This is a genomic window from Shewanella sp. ZOR0012, assembly GCF_000798835.1.
Taxonomy (GTDB): Bacteria; Pseudomonadota; Gammaproteobacteria; order Enterobacterales; family Shewanellaceae; genus Shewanella; species Shewanella xiamenensis.
Genome location: NZ_JTLE01000094.1, coordinates 1757201 through 1777982 on the forward strand (window position 1 = coordinate 1757201; position 20782 = coordinate 1777982).

The window sequence follows — 20782 nt, forward strand, 5'->3', positions numbered from 1 at the left end:
CCAAAGCCTTTGATGGTGCAGCGCTTTTTAGCCCTTTTGTTGCGATTGATGATCCGAGGGCGCAATTTCAATTTAGCTTAAGTATTGATGGGGTGTTAACCCAAGAAGGCGATATTGATTTAATGATCTATCCGCCGCAAACTATTTTGTCGGAGTTGCAACGCTTTACTCGTTTAGAAGATGGCGACATTGTGATGACGGGCACCCCAAAAGGCGTCGGCATCATTCCACCGAATCGCGTCTTTAAGGTGACCTTAGGATTAAAGGATGCGTCACACCAAGCGTCCTTGGTCGAATATGAATGGCAAAGCCAGTAATCAGCAATGACGACGCTATCACCAGATACGCTTAAGGCAACTGAGCAGGCAATCAAACCCCTTTGGCAATATTTGCTCGCTTTAGGGGCAGAGCCTGATCACTTAGCGCTGCTCACCCAAGCAAGAGCGCTTTCATGTCAGCCCGGGGAGTGCTTATTACCCCAAGGCGAGTACCAAACCTTTGCCTACTTTGTGGTGGATGGCATAGTGCGTGCTTGCCACTATACCCAAGAGGGGAGTGAGCGCTGCAAGGAGTTTTACTTCGAAGGAGAGCTTTGTTTCTTATATAGCAGCTGGCTAAAGCAGGATGTTGCGCCCTATCAGTTAGAAACCGTCGGTGCTTGCAGGTTAGTGCAAATACCACTTGCCGTGCTAAATGAGCCATTTATGCAACAGGTACAACTTGCGCTACTTAAACAGCAGTTATTGTATAAAGAACAAAAAGAAGCCTTTTTACTCCTCAATACACCAGAGCAGCGTTACTTACATTTACTCGAATATTTTCCCCTCTGGGTTGAGCGCCTAACCCATGCCCAACTGGCTAATTATATTGGTATTACCGCCATTAGTTTGTCGCGTATCCGTAAGCGTTTACAAGATTCGCCGTAAAATTACCTGCCAGTTAACTTAAGTTAATGCGCCTAAAAGTGATTCCCTTCATGCTCCTTAGCGATTGCTAATCCAAGCAAATCCGTTTGTTGTTGGGCGACGTCTAAGCCTATACCGAACTTTTAAGGAGCCTATTGTGGATGCTTTTACTCTGTCGCAATTGTTGGTGGCCATTGCCATCGTATTTGACGTGATATCGTTTCAATTTAAAGCGCGCGAACGCATTGTCGCTTGCTTATTTATGTCGGGGATCTTGATTTCAATCCACTTTTGCTTGTTAGCGCAATGGACTGCGGCGGGATTGATGGGGATTGCCACAGTGCGTTACCTCACCAGTATTTTTACCACGTCTAAAAAGGCCATGTGGGGTTTTAGTGGGGCAGCGGTACTGATGAGTAGCTTGACCTTCAGCGGGCTTGTGAGTGTGATCAGTTGTATCGGTACACTATTTCAAACCCGTGCGGCATTTTGTCAGCGTGATAAAGACTTGCGGCTACTGATGATAGTCGGCACCAGTTTTTGGTTAGTCCACAATATCTTAGTAGGCTCGCCAGTGGCGGTCTTAATGGAAATGTTGTTTATTGGCAGCAATTTAGTGGGATATTATCGCCATTATTTTCGCGAGAAATTAACCCCATGGTAATGCGAAAGCTGTCGATTAAATCCCCGTCACGGCTTCCATATCGAGTTCGATATCAGTACACCCCTTTGGGCAGAAAATGCCTGCGGCTTGCTCGGCTTTGGCGGTCTCGGGCAAGATGACTTTGAGGGTTTGATTGCAGCTTGGACATTGCACTGGTTTGCCCTTAAAGACGCGCTTAATTAAGTTTTTCTGTTCATTAAACGAGTGTGCCGTGGTTTGGTTTAACACGGCAAATGGGCTAGTAGAGGCATTGGTCATTGGCAATTAAATCCTTAATACTCGATCGTTGTTTAAGACTGCTGGTGTCGTTTAAGCCAAGGAATTATAGCCCGATTGCGAACATTAATGAAAAGGCTGAATCATATATATGCCAGCATGGGTTAACTTGCTGAACTTGTGCTGACTAAAGCAAAAATATGCGATTTTGGCCTTGTAGAAAGAGCGATTTTTTGATGCTATCAGCAAGGCTGGTTTTGCCATCAGCGCAAATGATACAGCACTTAGGCTATTGGGGGAGAAAATGAGTATGTTTGTTAAAGTCACCATCGCGGCGACAGTCCTAGTGCTGAGTATTCTTGCCGTGGGAGTTTATCGCTTTAACATGACCAATGATGATATTTACATGGTCATGGAAGATGGCCAAGTATTGCAATACGATGAGGCCATGGCGCAGGCTGATGCTAAGGCAAAAGCCCAAGAAGCCAAATTATTAAGCAGTGAAGATGCGCTTGAATCTGTGGTACCCAGTGAAGTCAAGCCCGTTGCTAATGCCTCCGAAGTGATGCTTAAGCTGTTTAGCTTAAATACCGCTAATAAATTTGAAGTGAGCTTACCGGACAGCCACAAAGCCGTAGTGTTAACCCACTTTATTAACGTTAAACAAACGGAGTTTGCTATTGGGGATTATCAGGATGGCGAGGCTAAAGGCCGAGTGTTATTAGATTATTTACGAGTTACTCCGCTTAATTTTGACCCCGCTTTAGAGCCTGATACCCAAAGTGATGCGCCATTACAGGATGATCCACAGCAGCAAACCATGCCCTTTGTGGCGCCTTTTATTGTGACTAACCAAGGTTCAGGTGTGTTCTGGTATCTCGGCTTGTTTAGCCTAGATTATGGCCAAAATCGTGTGCAGCACTTAGGCAGTGTATTTATTGGCGATCGTATTGAGGTCGATAATATTGAACCTGTTTATCCCTTTGAATCCCCATTTAAAGTAGCTGTTACTTACCGTGAGAGGGCGGCTGATCAACCCATGACAACACCGCCAACTGTAATTAAAACCCTTAAAATCGGTGTCAGTGAATCAGAAATCAAAGCGCTGCATTAGGTTTAGAGCGGGGCTTATGCTAAGTTAATTTTACCTCAGCTGCGGCTGAGGTATTTATTTCATCTAGCGGCCGGAAAGCGAAGGTTTTGGCATAAAGCATAAAATTAAAACAAGGAGCGTGTTATGGAAATGACCAAAGTCACAGGCAAATTTGATGTTAAGCTCAATCCCGAGAATGCCTATGCCACAGGTGTGGGTGGTGTGAACTTGGGCAGAATGACTTTAGATAAAACCTTTTATGGTGAGCTAGAGGCCCGCAGCCAAGGCGAAATGCTCAGTGCCATGACCGCGGTAAAAGGCTCTGCTGGTTATGTGGCGATTGAACAAGTCGTGGGTAAACTGTGCGGCAGACAGGGCAGTTTTGTGCTGCAACATTTTGGCATTATGACCGATGGACAAAACCGCTTACACCTTGAGGTCGTTCCCCATTCTGGCGCGGGTGAACTCACAGGGCTATATGGCACTATGGCGATAAGCATTGAAAACGGTCAGCATTTTTATGAATTTAGCTTCTGCTTTGAACAGGAAGCCTAAGGCATGATTAACATAACATCGCGCTGATAAAACAAAACCAGCCGAAGCTGGTTTTGTGGTTTTTGCCCGAGTGACTAATACCAACATCTGAGTTATCAAGAGTATCTAGAGCTGAATTAGCAAGGGCTGAATGTTAAGACCATTATGAGGTTTTGACTTTGATCTTATCGACGACCTTTTTCACATCATCGGTATTTTTGGCAATGGTCAGGGCTAATTGACGCTCGGCATCGCTGGCCACTTCACCCTGTAAGGTCACTACGCCATCGGCAACGTCTACATTAATTTGGGTGCCAGAAACGTCGGTCGAGAACAACAGGCGGGTTTTCACCACAGTTGCGACCTTAGAGTCGGTTAAGGTCTTCACTACCTCACTGGTGCTCTCGTTTTCATTCATCACGGTTAATTTGTTTTCAACCCCTTTTACCCCGTCCAAGCTTTTGATCAGCTCCGCTGCGAGCGCCTTATCGACACTGCTCTCCACTTTACCGGTTAAGGTCACATGGCCGTTTTTCACGTCGGTCATAATGTCAAAGGAGTTGAGGTTAGTATTGAGCAACAAAGTCGTTTCGGCCTTGCCATCGAGCCAAGCATCTTTGGCATCGTCTTTCCAATCCTGTGCGGCGGTCACATTTAAGCTGATAGAACCGACAAGTAAGGTGGTTAAGGCTAAAGTTGTCGTGTTTTTCATAATGATATCCTCCGTTGTTATCTCGAAGGGACTAAAGCGTGAATCGTGCCAATATTTTTATCTGATTGATTTTAAGATAATTATATTTGTTTTCGGCTCGTTTCGACTGTTTAATCCAAAAGCAAGCTCGGCGCTTTTTACCGACAAAATGTAAATATTACCGAGGGTGATAAAGCGATTGGGCTTAAGCAAGATAGGCGTTAAGAATCGCCAGATCGCAGGCAACAAAAACGCGGCTCAGTTGGCCGCGTTATTGGCTGGCATTGCTGCCTTACAGGGCTTGGCTACGCAGGTGTAAGGTATCCAAATGGATTTGTAGCCAAGCAATATCCTCGGCCAATTGGCTGATTAACCTTGGGTGATTGGCTTTTTTAATTAACTGTTTGAGGTGGTTAAGGCGCTGACGCTCAAGCTCGCAGAGCACTGTGAGGGCATCGGCGAGTTGCTGTTTAATAAGTAAAGCATCGACATCGGCATAGGGCCGAGTCTGCGACGGCGGCACCGAGTGCGGGCCTATGTACTGTAATGATTGGGCGAGCAGTTGCCTAAATCGCGCCAACATCCCTTGGTATGTGTTGATTTGGGCAATAAAAATGCGTTTTAGGCTGTAGTCATCGACAGTGGTATTGGCCCGAGTATAAAAATCCACGCCGGTTTGCGTCAGCTCGATTAACTCATTAACCAGCTTAATATCGGCGCTCAGCTCGGTCTGATGTTGCGCAACATTAGACGTCATAACGACCTCCTGTGGTAGTTTGGGCAGCTCCGCCGACACGGATTGCCCACATTTTCATGGAAATATCAGTTTCATTCAGCTTCTATGCATATTTCGTTCACTTTTTAATGATAAGTTAATGGTTTGATTTAACTGATGATATTTATCTATTGTCGCCAGTAGGCCGACTATTGTCGGCAACTCTTACCGTTAAGATTGTTAAAGTTTCACAGCTGGCATACAGTGATTCCTTATTCACAGGGAGTGGCACAAGATGATCCGACCAACGCTTTTCTATCATCTACAGGACGTCGAAACCGAGCAGGCATTAGTGAAGCTCGAGGGCGCGCAGACCTACAACAAGCTACGCAGTAGCGATGATTTATCTTGGATTAGTCAGCTGGAGGCCAATCGTATCGATGTGGCGATCATTGAGCTGCCCCGTCTTAGCCGTGAAGATTACTTAGCCTTACTCGAGTCCAGCGCCATTGCGGATGTGGAGTTTATTTTCCTCTCCGACGGCCTGCCGAATCCTCACCTCGATACACTATTGTCCAAATACGCGGGCTACCATTTCCGTAAACCCATCGATATGTCCTTGCTGTGCGAAACCTTAGCCGATTTTGCCCAGCATCTGGTTGCCAATACCTCGACGCGCATTCGTCCCTATGCTAGCGAGTTAGACCAATATGGTTTGCTGGTGGGCTCCTCGTTACCTATGCACCGTTTGTACCGCACTATCCGCCGCGTGTCGGCCGCCGAGAGCAATGTGTTGATTATCGGTGAGAGTGGCGCGGGTAAAGAACTGGTCGCCAATACCATTCACTTAGCCAGCCCGCGGGTGAATAAGCCCTATATTGCGATTAACTGCGGCGCCTTGAGCCCAGAATTGGTCGATAGTGAACTCTTCGGCCATATTAAAGGCGCCTTCACCGGCGCGACTCGCGATCACCAAGGGGTATTTGAGCAGGCCGAAGGCGGCACCTTATTCCTCGATGAAGTCACCGAAATGCCCATCGAGCATCAAGTTAAGCTATTAAGAGTGCTCGAAAATAATGAATATCGTCCCGTCGGCAGCCCTAAGGTTCTCAAGGCCAATGTGCGCATTGTGGCGGCGACAAACCGCGATCCTTTAGTGGCGATTGAGCAAGGGCAACTGCGGGAAGATTTGTACTTTCGTTTAGCGCATTTCCCCATTCAAGTGCCGCCATTGCGGGAGCGCGGGGAAGATATAGTCGGACTTGCGAAGCATTTTCTGGCCTATCGCAATGCGGCGGAAAAACAGAGCAAAGTGTTCTCGTCCTCAAGTTTAGAGGCGATTGCGGCCCACGCTTGGCCGGGGAATGTGCGCGAGTTAAAGCATGCTATTGAGCGCGCTTATATTCTGGCGGACCATGAGATTACCCCTGAGCATTTACAGCTGACGCCCAGTGCGGAAAAAGAGACGACTGCGGAGGAAAATGTGGTGATCCCCCAAGGTATGCGCCTTGAGGAGCTGGAAAAAATCGCCATTTACCAAGCGCTTGAAACGAGTCAGGGCAATAAAACCGACACCGCCGAGCAGCTTGGTATCAGTGTAAAAACCCTCTACAACAAGCTCAGCAAGTACGAGCAACAAGTCGAAGCGGGTGAGCCGACGGCGGAATAGTGCTGATTATCAAATTAATATTGAAACAGAGCCGATTTTTACACTATTTTTTTTGTAAATAATAACTCCTATTCTACAGCCCTTAAACAGAAAAGCGGAGATAGAATATGAAACACTTATTTACGACAGCATTATGGCTTTCTTTGACTGCCAGTAGTTTTGTAAACGCTACCCCAGCGGTAGGAAGTCTTGAAACAGTCGCTGAATTGCCAATACGACCTGGCAATGTCAGTGTCACTGCACAAGGTCGGATTTTTGCCACGGTACATCCACTTGATACGCCGTCAGGTTTACAACTGATTGAAGTTAATCGTGAAACCAATGCTTACAAAGCTTGGCCTTCAATGGATTTACAAAAAGCTTCGACTGCCAATATGACTCAATTTGATACCTTATTAGGGATTGCTCAGGACAAAGCTGGACACCTCTGGACCGCAGATATGGGGTTAGAATTAGGTCAGACGAGGATTTGGGGATTCAACATTAAGGATGGCAGTCTATATAAACAAATTGTCCTACCACAAGCACTCGCGCCCAAAGGCAGCTTTATGCAGGATCTGGTTGTCGATTCACAAAAAGGCTAGATTTATTTAGCCGATATCGCCAACCCAGGCCTCTTAGCAGTGCGTATCGACGATGGTCATACCGTACGTTTTTCAGGTCATAGCTCGCTGCAGGCCGAAGCGGATGCAGTAATGAACATAGATAACAAAACAACATTGTTTAATGGCAAGGTTGCTAGTGTCGCGGTCAATCCCATCAGTTTATCTGCCGATGGAAGTACACTCTATTATGGTGCAATGAATGGTACTCACTGGTATCAGTTATCGACTGCGGCTTTACAAACAGGCAATAATGATAAAATTATCGCGACTGTAAAATTAGTCGGAGCTAAGCCAGTGTCAGATGGCGCTGCAACGTCCAAACAAGGTAATCATTACTTCACCAATTTGAACCACAATGCCATATCTATGTTAGATAACAAAGGTACGCTATCAACAGCGGTCAGTTCTCCACTACTGGATTTTCCCGATAGTGTGCAATTTGGTGAAACGGGCTGGTTATATATTTCAGTGAATCAATTGCATAAAGCAAAAGCCTTTAATGGCGAAGCTGAAACAGCCAAACCACCTTATCGCATCATGCGACTCTGGACTGGTGAGGATACCGCTGCGGGTCAATAACACCTTAGCTGCAACTGCAAAGTTGCAGCTTTTCGTTGCAGTATGAGCGATATCGCAACGGTTATTTCCATTGATGTGAGTCGTTGGTTTAACTCGAAAGGATCTAAAAATAAGTTAGGTGTTGATTGTGTAAACTATCAATGCCTCATATTGTTACTAGCACAGGTCAATTTGAGATGGTGAGATAATTTTTGGAACAAGGAACAAGTTCAGTGACACTTAATCAACCTCCTAAGAGTGCGCTTTATCTCAAGGCGTTGAGTACCCAGTACCGACCTCTACTGTGGTTTTTTGCCGTTGCCTTGTTAGTGCTTGGATTGCTTTGTGCGAGGGCGGCCTGGTTACAACCCGAGCCCGTGTTACGGCTTGTGCTTGGTTGGGTGGCATTTTTTCTGTTGTTCCCTGTACTGCCGCTAGCGTTAGTTCGGCAACAATCTTGGTTAGATACCGAGCGACAGCAATTGTGGCTCGGTAAAGGTGTATTCAATGGGAAGTCGCCTGGATTGTGGCGTTGGCGCGCCTATGCCTTTTCAGATATTAATGCTGTGCAACTCTATCTGCTACAAACAACCCATTGGCACCAGCTCGACCGTAACCGCCAAGCGGAAGATACGGTCGATCACTATCTCGCCTATTTACAAGTGCAGCAGCCTAAAGGGAGTCAATTGAAATTGGCTAACAGCACTGACAAGCAGGAATTACAGCAAGTTTTGCAGCAATGCGCGCAAGCGATAGGCTGTAAGTTTCAGGATTTTAGCAATAGTCCTCAAAAATCCCACCCCAAAGTGAGTGAATTTAATTTTATGCGAGTGCTTATTGCGCTTGCTGTTTTTATCTTAATAAACATCGCGATAGTGTCATTTACGTGATTTTTGGGTCGATAGCATTTTCAGTCGATTCTTGATAAGGCACAAACACCTTCAAAGAGGCGGGCAGGATATCAATATTGAGTTCCTCCGGCTCACAAATCTCGCCATCAATCACATACTTGCATTGGGGCTGACTGCTGATCTTCACCTTTTTCGCGTGGGCATGTTTCACTTTGCCTGTGTTGGCCGAGGTTCCAGAGTCGCTATTGGCGGCCTCTTTAATCCAGCCGGTAAAAGCCAGTTCAGCCAAACTGATAAGCTGTTCATTCGGCTCATTATTTGAATCTAACCAAGTGATATCCAACAAGCCGTCGGTCATATTGGGTTTGCCCTTACCTTGGGCGAGTAAGCTGGTAAAAGGCGCGGCATTGGCAACCACTAGGCTGTGGGTTTGCACTGTCATTGGGGCTTGGTCATCTAAAGTTAGCTGCAACTCGAGGTTGGTGTTGGTGTTCACCGCGCGCCACAAACCATCGAGGTAGGCGAGTTGGCCGAGAGCATTTTTACGCTCGCGGCTCGCCGACTCAATCATTTGCTGCTCAAACCCAATGCCGACCAGCAGCAACACCAGTCGCTCATTGCAACGCGCCGTGTCTATGGTCTGTGTCTGGCCTTGGATAATATTATCAAGGGCTTGGGAGACAGCATTCAGCTTACTGCTTAAACCAAAGAGGGCGTGTGACAGGGCATTGGTGGTGCCTAACGGGATAATGCCTAAGGTGATATCGGTGTCGATAATCTCCGCAGCGACCTCAGTGACTGTGCCATCGCCCCCGCAAGCGATGATGATATCGGCGCCCTGAAGCCGGGCTTTTTTCGCTTGGGTTTGGGCGCTAATCTCTGGCGTGGTGAGCGCTAACTGCACCTCAAAATAGCGTTTCAGTTCAGTACAAATTTGTTCGCCATGGGTCTGCCATTTACCCGCGCCAGAGACGGGATTGGCGATAATCCAGGCTCGCTTATGCAGTTTGATTTCCCCTTGAGTGTACATCTGCTCCAGCGCTTTAAGTTGCCAGCGATTTAACCCTGCGGTTTTACGAATGCTTTTAATCTGTTGCAGCACCTCGGCAAAGCTGAGCTCGGGGCGGCGGCACACAAGATAAGCGGCCAGCACCATTACGGATCGCCCGCGGCCGAGCGCACAGTGGATTAATACCCGCTTTTGGGCGCGTACTTGACGGTGTAACCAGTTAATCGCCTGATTTAATTGGGCGCTAGTCGGCACACTGTGGTCAAGAATAGGGATATTCAGATAGTCGATATGATCCTCATACAGGGACACATCGAGGCCGTCAAATTCGGCGGTGACATCTAAAATGGCGGTAATGCCATAACGATTTAGTTTAGGTAAATCGGCAGCGCTTAAGCGGCTACCCAAGTACAGATATTTATCAATGGCTTGCATTGAAGGCACGCTATCACGGCGCCGCGCCCAGAGATTATAGAGTCGGCATCCTAGTAAAAATGGAATAAAGCCCCAACGAATATACCAAGGGATGGAACCATCCTGACGTTTTCTAAAAATACTGGCGAGATTAAACCAATAGGCCGAGCCGACAAGGGCGAGGGATAGGCTGCTCCATGCCCAAATAAAGGTGAGGATAGGGGAGTGCCCCGTTACGGCGAAATAGCCAAATAACAGCGCTCCGAACAGGTAGAAATACTTAATGTGGATCCTACTCAGCATTGGCATCTCCTCCATCGATAAACGGCGAGCCTCAGGGAAACCCACTTTATCGTAACCAATGACTGTCGCGATAAAGTGGCTCGGTGGTACTCAATTGAACTGTGGTTATCCTGATAGGCTCGTTTGTGGGACTCACTACTCGCTGTCATCCGTTTTAGCAGCGCGTATCTTTCGCTTTAACGCCTTCTTTCAGTTCTTCACAGGCATCTTCAATTGCATTGCCGGTATCAGTGATGGCTTCATCGATTTTTTCGCCTGCATCCTCGGCGTGGTTGTCGCTACAGGCTGACAATCCAAAGGTTAATAATAAGGCTAAAAATGCAGTGGTAATTATGGTCATAGGTTTCATATTGAGGTCATAGGTTTCATATTGATTCTCCTTTTATCCAATTTAAGCGCGTGGTGCCTTGCCCTTAAGGGCATTGACCAGCAGGGAAATCACAAGTAATACAATAAATAGGAAGAAAATAATCTTTGCGATCCCCGCTGCGGCGCCAGCGATCCCCGTAAATCCAAACAGTCCGGCGATAATGGCCACAACCAGAAACATTAAGGTCCAACCTAACATAGCCGCCTCCTTTGTCTTATTTCGGTTTTTCTGTCTTCTCTCACTCTGCATGTTTACGTCGAGTGAGCTAGTGGAGTTCGTTGTTGAGAGCTAGTGAAGTAAGTTGAATGTGCTAAGTTGCGTCTTACATACCGTTATCACTCAATCCCGCAATAAACTCACAAAGGAGATATTGCGAGCTTAATGCCAACTTTGAAATTCTTGGTTAATCTACTGATTATTAGTGTAATTTTTAAATGTCGTATTGGCGGGAGTATTTGCTGATATAAGCGAGATAGGCAATTTTTACCTGCGATTCGGTAAGAGTTGCCATTAGAAAATTGTGAGAAACAGCATAATGGCTTTGGAGGAGTCCGAGAGGGTATGATGTTGTTGGTTTAGAATGGGTAGTAATATTTTCTGTCCAGAATTTTCACCTTAGCTGATAGCTACTTATTGGTGTTAGTTCGAAAACTATCACTGCTGAGTACCACCCAAGCACTACGGGATGACTTATCTCGTCCGAAACATGCCATTCTTGAATTAAATTAACTCAATTTATTGCCTTGGATACTGTCTCGCGTTCTGATAACTCTCATTCAAGTCATTTAAAGCAAGAGCAATTTGTAGGTGAATTAAAGATTCTACATTTATTTTTTAAAAGATAATTTTTCATCTTCACAGTGGTCGTGATTTTTATACTAATGATGTATTTTATGTACTAAGGCTACATGGCAATATTATATCTTTAATAGAGTTTGGACGAAATTGTAAATGAGGATGTTAAAGTTTTTTCATGGTGTTTTTTTAATTTTTCCGCTTATCAGCTTTTTTTCATATGGTTCCATAACCTCAAAGACTGCAGCATACGTATGTCATAATTGTAGCAATGCAGATTTTATTAGCTTAGTGAAAAAAGAGGCTCTTTCGAATAACTGTAATTTTACAACATCAAAAGGAGGGGCTTCTCAAGACGAAAAGGGTTGTTATAAGCAAAATGAAAAAATGATTGTAGTAAATCCCACTGCAAAAATTGCAAGCAAGTTTATTGTCCAATCCACGGGAAAATTGGGTGGCAGTGAGATAAAGTCATTACCATTAACACAAGGTGAGAAGAATGATTTAGACATATTTTATCAAATTGATAATTCATTCATTCAACTTAGTTCGAAATCAATTGTGACTTATGCTGGAGAATATGATAACAGCAATTTAAATAAGAAAACGCCATCTGCAAAGTTTGATCAAAAGTTTGATTATAATAAAAATGCCCAGTGTAGTATGTCATCTTTCCCAACTGATTTTTTTACATCAAAAGATTATAAACAACGAGTGTTAAATGAGCTTGGTGCTTTAATGAAGGCAAGTTTAAAGGATCTAACTTGGACGCAGTTTGTTGGTGACTTTAAGGATAAAGATCTGACAGGGCTGAATCTAGAGCTTACTGATGTTGATATTATTTTTAATCATAGTAATGCTAGAAAAATATTTGTGCATGTGATTTATGACAAAAATGATTACCGTGTTGCTCCAGATAATAGACTAACTTTTAGTGTTTCATATGTAGGTGAATATTATAGGGAAGGGAATAAAAATATAAGTTTTATTTTTGAATTAGAGCCAGATCTTTCTTATGCTGGAGGTGTTTCAATTAGTGACCTTTTCACACCATCAGGTAGTGATAATTCAGTGCGATTTTATGGGGATAAGGTTGATCCATGCCTAGTGCAATTTTTTGAACTAAACAAAACTCAAGCCACTACACAAACTCCTCTGTCTAATGATGAAATATATGGCCATTGGGCAGGTGTTCTAGATGAGGGCGGTGGGAAAATTTGTCGCTTGCGGACGCCTATACGTGGCTATTCAGGATATGGATGCTTCACAGATAAAAACGAGGTGCAAGATCTGACTTATGAGTATATGGGGTTATGTAATTAAGTTTTTTAGGATTCTAATTCATAAAAAGCTTAGGCACTTAACAAAAAGCTAGGCTTGATGTTATTCATAATGATATGACAGATAGATTCATTTTATATCGATTTAGCTCCATTAAACGCCATAGCTTGCAGGCGAGGATTGTCGCGCTACGTTCTGTGACAGAGTGGGCCATCGGAAAAATGGATTTTTCCGTTGAGCCCCTAGGATGGGTTTACGGCGTGCCACTGAAGTGACAATGCAGAGCGGAAACGGAACTCCAATCGGTTTTAAGCCCAAAAAATGAATGTAAAAAAGCGGGTTAAGTTTTCACTTAACCCGCTCGATAAGGTTTAGCAAAGCGAATTAGCAGCGTTGTAGTGGTTTCCAGCGTTGCAGGCTGACTGGAATACTTATCCCTTGGGATAACAACAGGTTAATCCGTGCTTGGTAGGCGGCGCCTTGCATTAAATGCTTCGCCAAATCCACTGCATTGCGCTCGCGGTAATCATCTAAATAACTGCCTTTTGCCCAAGCATTAAAGGCGCCGAGGGCGGGGCCTGCCCAAATCTGGTAATCCATTTCGCGGCCAACTTCGCCCGTATTCGACCAGCGGCTCGAAAGACCCAAATACCAACGGAAAATCAGTGCCATTTTGCGTTTTGGATTATCCAGCGCGCGTTCAATTTGCTTAGGATCGCGCTCATTAAAGTGCGCCACAGTGCCTGCCCAAATCTCATCTAATGAGGCGCGAAACACTTGCTCTTCAAGCTTTTGTCTTTCCTCTGGCGGAATCGCCTCAATCGAGTCGTAGCGGGTGTAAATCTCGTAGAGTTTATTGGCGCGCATCGGGAATAGGGTGCCGCGCTTAACTACTTGTAACTTAACGCCCATTTCGAACATATCGGCGGCGGGCGCCATAGTCACATCGGCCATTTCGGTGGTGGCGAGTAACTTACGGGTATGTTCGCTGGCACCTGCTTCAACACAGGCTTGGTTGATTGAGCCAGTGACAATATAGGCCGCGCCCATATTGAAGGTCGCCAGCGCCGCATCGGGCGTGCCGATACCACCACCTGCGCCCACTCGGATCGGCGTTTTGTATTGGTACTTGGCTTGAATAGTATCTTTGAGTGCCAAAATGGTCGGCAATAGCGTGACCAGAGGGCGGTTGTCGGTGTGGCCGCCAGAGTCGGCTTCGGCGGTAATGTCATCGGCCATGGGCACAGATTGCGCCATTAGCATTTGGTCTTCGCTGATAAGCCCTTCGTTCACTAATTGTTGCAGCATCTTAACGGGGGCGGGCTCCATAAACTTGGTCGCCACCTCGGTGCGGCTGATTTTAGCTATCACTTTGTTGCCAATCACAATCTCGCCGTTGGCATCGCGACTCAGGCCTGCTGCGCGGTAATAGACGATTTGCGGTGTTAAGCCCAAGAAGGCCGAGGCTTCAACCGTACGTACTTGATGTTTAAGGAAGAGTTCGACACTGCCACGCTCAAGCGCTGGCTCGCTCGGGCTATGAATGAGGTTAAAGGCGTAGGGGCCATTGGGCAATGCTGTTTGAATGCGTTTAATCGCGGCTTCAACGCGCGATGGAATTAACCCCGCCGCGCCAAAGGAGCACAGAATGCCCGCCTGACCTAAGGCGATAACTAACTCTTCCGAGGCGATACCGTTAGCCATGGCGCCCGCGTAGTAGGCGTATTTTACCCCATGCACGCGGCGAAAATTACTGTCGCCCAAGCTTTGGGTGCCAAGGGCGGGGGCGAAGGCACTCACAGGATGCAAACCATTGCTTTTGTGTAAATCATTGCTGGACTGTGGTTCAGCAAGACCGACCACCTCGGCGCTTTGGGCAATGCCTAGGCCTTTTTCGGCATGATTAACTAAGTAACAGGCTTGATTGAGATCTTTAAGTTTTTTGCCAAGGGAATCGATATCGAAGCTGATGGCGGCTTCATCAACCTGCCACGGCCAAGGACTGAGCTTGTTATTATCGAGAGCGTTATTATCGAGTGTGGTATTCGTCATTTGGGCTATTCACTTTTAGGTGTTTGGGGCCTGAATTTGTTTGCCGCAGTGGGGTTATTCCCTTGCACTGCGGCTGTTGTGTGCTGTTTAAGCTAACTTTGGCTAATGCCGCAAGTTAGGCGCTAGCGCTATGCCTCTTCGATGCAGATTGCGATATCGGTTACCTCATAAATGCGCAGGCCATCCTTACTCAGGTTGGCATCGCCCTTGATGATGCGTTTACCGTCTTTATCTTCAATGCTGGTGATATGCACATCCAGCGACATCTGTTTGTTTAATGGATTAATTTGACCACGGTACTTCCATTTAATTTCTGACAGGATCTGGCCAAATTTCGGATTATTGAAGCCTGCGCCTAGGTCTTGGTCTATGGCGTAGGTTTGCAGTAATTCGATGATCGCCTCGACGCCGAGGGAGCCTGGCATCACAGGATCCTGATGGAAATGGAACTGGAAGAACCAATCGCTCGGGTCAATAGTGCGCTCGGCGTACAAGTATCCCAGACCCTTCTTACCGCCAGTTTTTACAATCTCGGCCTTGTCGATAAAGTTCAGCTGACCACCCGCGAGGCGGTAGTGTGGTTTGCCCTGCGGCGCCACAAAACTGCGACCATTTCTATCTAACAGATTGATTTGGCTGTCGGCTTTAATACCGCGCTCAAGATGCCACGCTTGGGTAATTTTACCATTGTCGATACCCAACTGGTTTTTGAGCGCATCGGCCTTAAAGTAACCGAAAACCGCATTGCCACGGTAGAAGGGCTCGCCATCGCAGCTCAGTTCGAAACTAAAGTTTTGAATGATATTGCTGCCAGCTATCACGGTGGACAGTAGGCGCGAATCGTTGACTATGGTTTTACCGCGTAAATCCACTTCGCGCAGTAACTTGCCACTGCCGTCGAGGTTGCGGAAGAATAATTCCTGCCCCGGGAAGCCTAAGGTCGTGCCCATATAACCCGAGATAAAGCCATTGGGCTGCAATGAGATTTCCATCAGCACTGAGTAAGGCATCACACTCGGGTGGCTGTTTTTAGCGTAATACCAAGCATTGCTGGGCACTTCATACTCGGCAATACAGGAGGATGGCTTTTTCAGCTCGCCACGTTTGCCCTCAATGGCCACCACTCGGGTGGTGAGTTGCAGATCGCCGCAGGGCGTACGCGGCGGGATTAAGCCACGGTAAATACTAAAATCGGGGCCGAAGCAGTTTTCAATATCGCCAGTGGCAAACTCAAACAAATGATAAGGCGTAAACGGCAGGCTGTCGGGCACGCGGTTGGCGTACTTAGAGCCTGCTGGCGCAATCGGCGCACTTACATGCTTAAGCGGCACAACGCCTTTATTGACGGGAGCGGCCATATCTGGGATTTGCGCCATCAGCGGCGCTTGTTCCGCTTGGTTGTCGATATTTGCTGCTTGGGTATCACTACTCTGCGAAGAATGGCTTTGCGAATAGCGGGTGCAATCCGCTTCTTCTTTAATCATCACCCCGAGGTTTTGGAAATCCACCACCACTTTACCATTGAGCAGAATATCGATATTCGCCTTGGCATAGGGGCGAGGGCTCATGCCAATTTCGGTGACTTCCATCCGATAGGTGAGCGTGCCAGATTGTGGCAATACTTGACCGCGGCAGCGTACTTTTTGCGATGCGTTTTCAAGGGGTTGGAAACGACCGTTAGTAACCCCAAGGTGCATACCAATATGCAACATAAAGAATTGCAGCAACTGGCCACAACCTTCGGCCATGAGGGAGCCGGCCATCACTTGGTCGCCCTTGAAATGGCAGGGGAAATACCAATGGTCGGGGGCTAATTGCTTGTGACCTTCAATCAAGCCTAAGCCCCAAGCGCCGCCATGCACTTCGAGCTTGCTGACTTGCTCGATCATCAGGAATTTTTCCGAGGCGAAGCACAGTGAAGGCTGGAGACCAAACTTCGCCTGATGGGCCGCATGTTCACCGCCGAAACAGCCGCCAATGTCGGCGCGCAGTAGACGATGGATTTGGCCATAGCTGAAGGCCGTTTGCGCGCAGTTAAGTAGCGGCGCGAAGCGTGGCTGATTGCCGTTTCGGGCATATTCATTGGCCAGTGCAATTTGTGCTTGCTCGCGCTGCTTAATTTCGGCCTCGGTGCGGATCACCCCTTTGCCATCGGCCAGTTCTTTATCGCTAAAGAATCCCGCGCAGCCGCCGTCCATCTTGAGGATCAGCTTATCGCCCACGAAGCATTCGTAGGAGAAGAAAAACAGCAGGGTATCGCCATTGCGGGCAAAGTGGTTGATGGAGATATCGTAGCGCAGGGTATCACCGCCGCGGGGCAGATCCCCAAGGAAGGTGAGGGTGCAGTCGAGCAGGCGATAGACGCGCTCGCCTTTGTTTTCAAAATCGATACCTAAGTAGCTGATCAGCATTAAGTCGCACTGACCCGATTCGACTGCCACCGCCCACGGAATTTGGCCATCGACCAAGAAGGGCGCATCCACGGGAATGTCGTACTCTGTGGTCATAGTGCTCGGCTGATAGCGGTTCATTTGCGCGTTGAGCTTAGTCACCCGCGAGACTAGCAGATAATCCGAAGTTGGCAGACGCACCCGGCGTGCGTAGCTGTCGATGATGGCGTAATCGGCACCAAAGATCTTGGCAATGTCGCCCTCGGCGTATTCCACCAGATCCTGATAGTTCCAAATACAGGGCTTAGCCGCAGGAATGGGTGGCGTATAGGGAGCGACATTCGCGTGATCTGGTTTTAACTCTGGTTTTCGTTCTGGGACGGATACCGCTTGTTGCGCCGCAGCGGGAGCGGCATTGGCGCTGGTGACAACATGGGTTGTAACAGACCCCGTTTGTGTTGTCTGGGATAATTGTGCCTTTAACAGCGCATCGGCCAGTTTGAGCCCTTGCTCACGGCTCTGTAAAAAGGCTAAGTGCGCCTCGCGTGCAAGCTGCTGGTTTTGCAACAATTGCTGGTTTTGTAACAGTGCCGCGCTATCCTGCGACGCCCTATCCTGCGCCAAGGGCGCCGCCGAATATTGGTGTGGTGCGTTAGATGACATACCGCTCTCTACTGCTAATGGTGTGGCAAATGGGGTGGCGTTTTTTGCCGTGATATCAAGTGCTGCTTCTACTATGGGCTTAGTTTGTGTCGCCTGTGGTGCTACAGGCTGTAACAGGCGCATTTTGCCTTGGATGGCGGCAAGTGCGGGCAGTGGCGTATCCACAATATGTTGATAGATATCGCGGCCACCGAGCGTCACTGGTTTGATTAAATGTTTTTGCTCACTCAAGGTTAAATCTTGCGCAAGGCGCTGCTTTAGGTGCGCCGCCTGCGTTGCAGTTTGGCTTAACAACAGCAGTGAGCTCACTCCTTGGCTTTGAGTAGAGATTAATGCCTGCTTATCGACGTTTTTATCCGAACCCGCAGACCCGTTCTTTAGGCTTAACAGGGCACTCAGAAGACTGGCCATACCCGCAGCGCTAAAGTTATGCCCAAGGGTATTGGCGACTCGATTGCATGACGTCCCCATAAGATTAAGCTGCGCTAATAACTGCTCCGCTGGCAGTTGCTCTTCTGGGGCAATACATTGCTCAACCATATGAATGGCAGCTGGCACTGAAGGATTGGCGATAGCCGTTTCGGTTATCAGCGAATCAAGCAGCTTAGGCAGCTGATGATGTGTGCCAAATGCTTGAGCACGAATTTGGCCGTAAGCTGCCTGTGAACTGTTGCTCGCTTGTTGACTGTTGCTCGCTTGCTGGCTGGTCAGCACGATAGCGCCCGCGCCTTCACCCACCTTCCACTGTGGATTCGCGCTGTCGGCATCGAGATCAACGGCGACCTCGGCGTTTTTCAATATCACCTGTTCAATACTGCCGCTTAAATCCACAGCGGCAATCACTACGCCATCGAGGGCCTCTTGGGACAGTAGGTTTTGCGCCACATCGATACAGCGACCGACCGATTGCTCGGCGGCTGAAATGGTAAACGCCGGGCCGTTAAAATCCCACAGCGAGGCGATACGCGACGCCATAATATTGCCAATAAAGCTGGTATATTGATTGAGCTTGGCGGCATCGAGCACGCTGTCCATGGCGATGGCTTCGAGGGCAAGGTATTCATCATTGGAGAGGTGAACGCCTTGTTTCTTTAAGCTATCCGCAAGTTGGGTGTGCAAATTCACGCGGCCACGGAATTGGTGCAGCTCAAGCTCGGTTTCCATTGCCACTAACACCGCGACCTTGCTGCCAGCGGTTAACTTGGCATCGCGAATCGCTTCATCGGCGACTTTGATCAACAACAATTGCTGGGAGATAAGCCTGTCATCCTCATTGGGCGGCACTTTAAAGCGCAGAAAATCAAAATCAAACTGCTCGATATAGGCGCCTTTGGGCGCGCGATTTAGGCCAAACTGATTAAGGATATCGGGGTGTTTATCTAAGCCTTTCCATCGCTTAGCGGGCAGCGGGATAAAGGCATCCGTTTGGTTTAATAGCGCCTTATCCAGCGCATTGATGGAGGCCAAAGGCCCAAAGTGCGACGCCAAGCCGATAACGGTTAATGCTTGCTGCTGATAAACTGGTTTGTTGGCTTGCTTCTCGGCTCTGTGCGCTGTCGGTTGATAGGACTCCAACAACAGATGGGCATTACAGCCACCAAAGCCAAATACAGACACCCCCGCATGGCGACGATCGTTGCCCGCTTTATCGGGCCAAGCCTGACGCTGTGTGGGAAGATTATTACCGCTAAACAGCCCCTTAGGTGATGAAATCGGCGCCGTTAAATTGATACTTGGCGGTAGATGGCCTGAGCGCATGGCGAAGATCATTTTCATGATCCCAGGCATGCCGGCGGCGGTGAGCAAATGCCCAAGGTTGGATTTGGCCGAACCTATCAGCGGCGCCTTAGTGCCGCCGAGTTTATCTTCGAAAAAACGCTCCATCGAGGTGAGCTCAACCTTATCCCCCAGCGGCGTGCCGGTGGCATGGCATTCAATCACTTCGATATTGCTCGGGTGGGTGTTGGCGGCGGCATAGGCACGCTCGAAGGCTTGCACTTGGCCCTTACTGTTGGGGCTTAAGACAAATTGGCCCTTGCCATCGTTCGATAAGCCAATACCACTGACCACGGCATAAATATTATCGCCATCGCGCTCGGCATCCTCTAAACGCTTAAGCACTAATACGCCAGCGCCTTCACCTGCGAATAAGCCTTTGCTATTGCTATCGAAAGGCGCCGAAATCCCATGGTCTGGATAGGCGTGGAAAATCGAGAATCCCATGTTGATAAAGAAGGGATCGGCGCCCGATACGGCGCCCGCGAGCATCATATCGGCTTTGCCCGTGGTTAAATAATCGCAGGCTAATTTGAGGGCATAGACAGAGCTGGCGCAGGCGGCATCGAGACTGAGCTGTGCGCCGCCAAGGCCGAGGGCATCACTTAACAATTTAGACGCAGTGTGGGCAATGGCACCATTGGCGGCTTGTTGCGTGCCCGCCATCGACGCATTGGCGAAGGGCGCGAGGGCAAATTCGGGTTGATTAAGCTTGGTTTTTAATGCCTTTTCAACCGCTTGATGGTAAATCGGTAAAAACAATTCATTGGAGCTTGCGGTCGGGAACGACAGCGTGCCCATTACAATCCCTGTGCGCTCAAGTAATGGTGCCGTTAAATCCACACCCGCATCCAGCAGGGCTTTTTTACTGCAATCTAATGCCCATAAAAAGCTTTCATCGAGCCCTTCAAAGGCCGCTGGCGGCAACTGATAACCCTGTGGGGCAAAACGAAAGTTGCGGATATAGCCGCCCTTGTCGCAATAAAAACGGTCGGCTTGGCCTTGAACACCTTGGTAATCCGCTGGATTGGCATTGAGTTTGACCGCATCGATTTGACTGCGGGAATCTTTTTTATCCAGCAGATTTTGCCAAAACTGCTCCGGTGTGTCGGCATCGGGATACTGGACGGCAAGGCCGACGATGGCAATCTTTGGCATCGCCTTTGAGCTTTGGCGCTGGTCGTTTGGCACAGCGGTGCTGTCTTGCAGAGTCGGGTGAGCATGCATT

18 protein-coding genes are annotated in these 20782 nt (G+C 47.9%); 10 read left to right on the plus strand and 8 right to left on the minus strand.

All coding sequences use genetic code 11. The features are described 5' to 3' along the window. From L976_RS09380 to L976_RS09390, 3 genes are all read left to right on the plus strand, one after another. Positions 1-317, plus strand: a 317-nt coding sequence (locus L976_RS09380; protein WP_047540331.1) for a fumarylacetoacetate hydrolase family protein, incomplete at its 5' end; no start/stop codon positions are given. Between the two features lie 6 nt (positions 318-323). Then, positions 324-926 carry a Crp/Fnr family transcriptional regulator gene (locus L976_RS09385; protein WP_047536293.1) on the plus strand — a complete coding sequence of 201 codons (603 nt, stop codon included), beginning with the start codon at positions 324-326 and terminating at the stop codon, positions 924-926. A 136-nt stretch (positions 927-1062) separates the two neighbouring features. Further along, complete coding sequence (locus L976_RS09390) at positions 1063-1569, plus strand: YgjV family protein (protein ID WP_047536295.1); 507 nt, start codon at positions 1063-1065, stop codon at positions 1567-1569. Positions 1570-1584: 15 nt separating this feature from the next. Here L976_RS09390 and L976_RS09395 read toward each other — a convergent pair whose 3' ends face one another. Then, a complete protein-coding gene (locus L976_RS09395; protein ID WP_037416640.1) occupies positions 1585-1827 on the minus strand; it encodes a hypothetical protein in 243 nt (80 codons plus the stop codon). A gap of 262 nt (positions 1828-2089) precedes the next feature. Here L976_RS09395 and L976_RS09400 point away from each other — a divergent pair, with 262 nt between their 5' ends. Then, positions 2090-2899: a hypothetical protein gene (locus L976_RS09400; protein WP_047536297.1), complete on the plus strand. Its 810-nt coding sequence runs from the start codon at positions 2090-2092 to the stop codon at positions 2897-2899. A 123-nt stretch (positions 2900-3022) separates the two neighbouring features. Further along, on the plus strand, positions 3023-3433 hold the full coding sequence (locus L976_RS09405; RefSeq protein ID WP_047536299.1) for a DUF3224 domain-containing protein: 411 nt from the start codon (positions 3023-3025) through the stop codon (positions 3431-3433). 142 nt (positions 3434-3575) lie between these two features. Here the strand turns inward: L976_RS09405 and L976_RS09410 are convergent, their stop codons facing one another. Together L976_RS09410 and L976_RS09415 are read right to left on the minus strand one after the other, a co-directional pair. After that, positions 3576-4124, minus strand: a complete 549-nt coding sequence (locus L976_RS09410) for a BON domain-containing protein (protein ID WP_037425750.1) — start codon at positions 4122-4124, stop codon at positions 3576-3578. 271 nt (positions 4125-4395) lie between these two features. Then, positions 4396-4860, minus strand: coding sequence for a hypothetical protein (locus tag L976_RS09415; RefSeq protein ID WP_047536301.1), 465 nt, complete (start codon positions 4858-4860; stop codon positions 4396-4398). 253 nt (positions 4861-5113) lie between these two features. Here L976_RS09415 and L976_RS09420 point away from each other — a divergent pair, with 253 nt between their 5' ends. The 4 genes from L976_RS09420 (at position 5114) to L976_RS09430 (ending at position 8540) form a co-directional block, all read left to right on the plus strand. Beyond that, complete coding sequence (locus L976_RS09420) at positions 5114-6487, plus strand: sigma-54 interaction domain-containing protein (RefSeq protein WP_047536303.1); 1374 nt, start codon at positions 5114-5116, stop codon at positions 6485-6487. A 107-nt stretch (positions 6488-6594) separates the two neighbouring features. Further along, a complete protein-coding gene (locus tag L976_RS23625; RefSeq protein ID WP_231570487.1) occupies positions 6595-7071 on the plus strand; it encodes a major royal jelly family protein in 477 nt (158 codons plus the stop codon). Further along, the gene (locus L976_RS23630) at positions 7072-7671 is read left to right on the plus strand and encodes an L-dopachrome tautomerase-related protein (RefSeq protein ID WP_331377396.1); all 600 of its coding nucleotides are present in this window, start codon (positions 7072-7074) and stop codon (positions 7669-7671) included. 212 nt (positions 7672-7883) lie between these two features. Next, a complete protein-coding gene (locus L976_RS09430) occupies positions 7884-8540 on the plus strand; it encodes a hypothetical protein (RefSeq protein WP_047536305.1) in 657 nt (218 codons plus the stop codon). Here the strand turns inward: L976_RS09430 and L976_RS09435 are convergent. The 3 genes from L976_RS09435 to L976_RS22760 form a co-directional block, all read right to left on the minus strand. Continuing rightward, the gene (locus L976_RS09435) at positions 8533-10227 is read right to left on the minus strand and encodes a diacylglycerol kinase family protein (RefSeq protein ID WP_047536307.1); all 1695 of its coding nucleotides are present in this window, start codon (positions 10225-10227) and stop codon (positions 8533-8535) included. The genes L976_RS09430 and L976_RS09435 overlap by 8 nt on opposite strands. A gap of 154 nt (positions 10228-10381) precedes the next feature. Then, on the minus strand, positions 10382-10576 hold the full coding sequence (locus L976_RS09440; RefSeq protein ID WP_023267356.1) for a hypothetical protein: 195 nt from the start codon (positions 10574-10576) through the stop codon (positions 10382-10384). Between the two features lie 42 nt (positions 10577-10618). Beyond that, positions 10619-10795 (minus strand): DUF1328 domain-containing protein, encoded by a 177-nt coding sequence (locus tag L976_RS22760; RefSeq protein WP_011626732.1) that lies wholly within the window; start codon positions 10793-10795, stop codon positions 10619-10621. A 759-nt stretch (positions 10796-11554) separates the two neighbouring features. Here L976_RS22760 and L976_RS09450 point away from each other — a divergent pair. Then, complete coding sequence (locus tag L976_RS09450) at positions 11555-12715, plus strand: hypothetical protein (protein WP_047536310.1); 1161 nt, start codon at positions 11555-11557, stop codon at positions 12713-12715. A 342-nt stretch (positions 12716-13057) separates the two neighbouring features. Here L976_RS09450 and pfaD read toward each other — a convergent pair whose 3' ends face one another. Both pfaD and L976_RS09460 read right to left on the minus strand, forming a co-directional pair. Further along, complete coding sequence (pfaD, locus tag L976_RS09455; RefSeq protein WP_047536312.1) at positions 13058-14725, minus strand: eicosapentaenoate synthase subunit PfaD; 1668 nt, start codon at positions 14723-14725, stop codon at positions 13058-13060. 128 nt (positions 14726-14853) lie between these two features. Continuing rightward, positions 14854-20781: a hotdog fold thioesterase gene (locus L976_RS09460; RefSeq protein WP_173944745.1), complete on the minus strand. Its 5928-nt coding sequence runs from the start codon at positions 20779-20781 to the stop codon at positions 14854-14856. Position 20782: the final 1 nt, after the last annotated feature.

Excerpts from the sequence above, each read along its gene's own strand:
- L976_RS22760 (WP_011626732.1), bottom strand. The coding sequence starts at position 10,795 with ATGTTAGGTTGGACCTTAATGTTTCTGGTTGTGGCCATTATCGCCGGA.
- L976_RS23625 (WP_231570487.1), top strand. The coding sequence starts at position 6,595 with ATGAAACACTTATTTACGACAGCATTATGGCTTTCTTTGACTGCCAGT.
- L976_RS09400 (WP_047536297.1), top strand. The coding sequence starts at position 2,090 with ATGAGTATGTTTGTTAAAGTCACCATCGCGGCGACAGTCCTAGTGCTG.
- L976_RS09415 (WP_047536301.1), bottom strand. The coding sequence starts at position 4,860 with ATGACGTCTAATGTTGCGCAACATCAGACCGAGCTGAGCGCCGATATT.
- L976_RS09460 (WP_173944745.1), bottom strand. The coding sequence starts at position 20,781 with ATGCATGCTCACCCGACTCTGCAAGACAGCACCGCTGTGCCAAACGAC.
- L976_RS09405 (WP_047536299.1), top strand. The coding sequence starts at position 3,023 with ATGGAAATGACCAAAGTCACAGGCAAATTTGATGTTAAGCTCAATCCC.
- L976_RS09395 (WP_037416640.1), bottom strand. The coding sequence starts at position 1,827 with ATGACCAATGCCTCTACTAGCCCATTTGCCGTGTTAAACCAAACCACG.
- L976_RS09435 (WP_047536307.1), bottom strand. The coding sequence starts at position 10,227 with ATGCTGAGTAGGATCCACATTAAGTATTTCTACCTGTTCGGAGCGCTG.
- L976_RS09440 (WP_023267356.1), bottom strand. The coding sequence starts at position 10,576 with ATGAAACCTATGACCATAATTACCACTGCATTTTTAGCCTTATTATTA.
- L976_RS09420 (WP_047536303.1), top strand. The coding sequence starts at position 5,114 with ATGATCCGACCAACGCTTTTCTATCATCTACAGGACGTCGAAACCGAG.
- pfaD (WP_047536312.1), bottom strand. The coding sequence starts at position 14,725 with ATGACGAATACCACACTCGATAATAACGCTCTCGATAATAACAAGCTC.
- L976_RS09385 (WP_047536293.1), top strand. The coding sequence starts at position 324 with ATGACGACGCTATCACCAGATACGCTTAAGGCAACTGAGCAGGCAATC.
- L976_RS09410 (WP_037425750.1), bottom strand. The coding sequence starts at position 4,124 with ATGAAAAACACGACAACTTTAGCCTTAACCACCTTACTTGTCGGTTCT.
- L976_RS09450 (WP_047536310.1), top strand. The coding sequence starts at position 11,555 with ATGTTAAAGTTTTTTCATGGTGTTTTTTTAATTTTTCCGCTTATCAGC.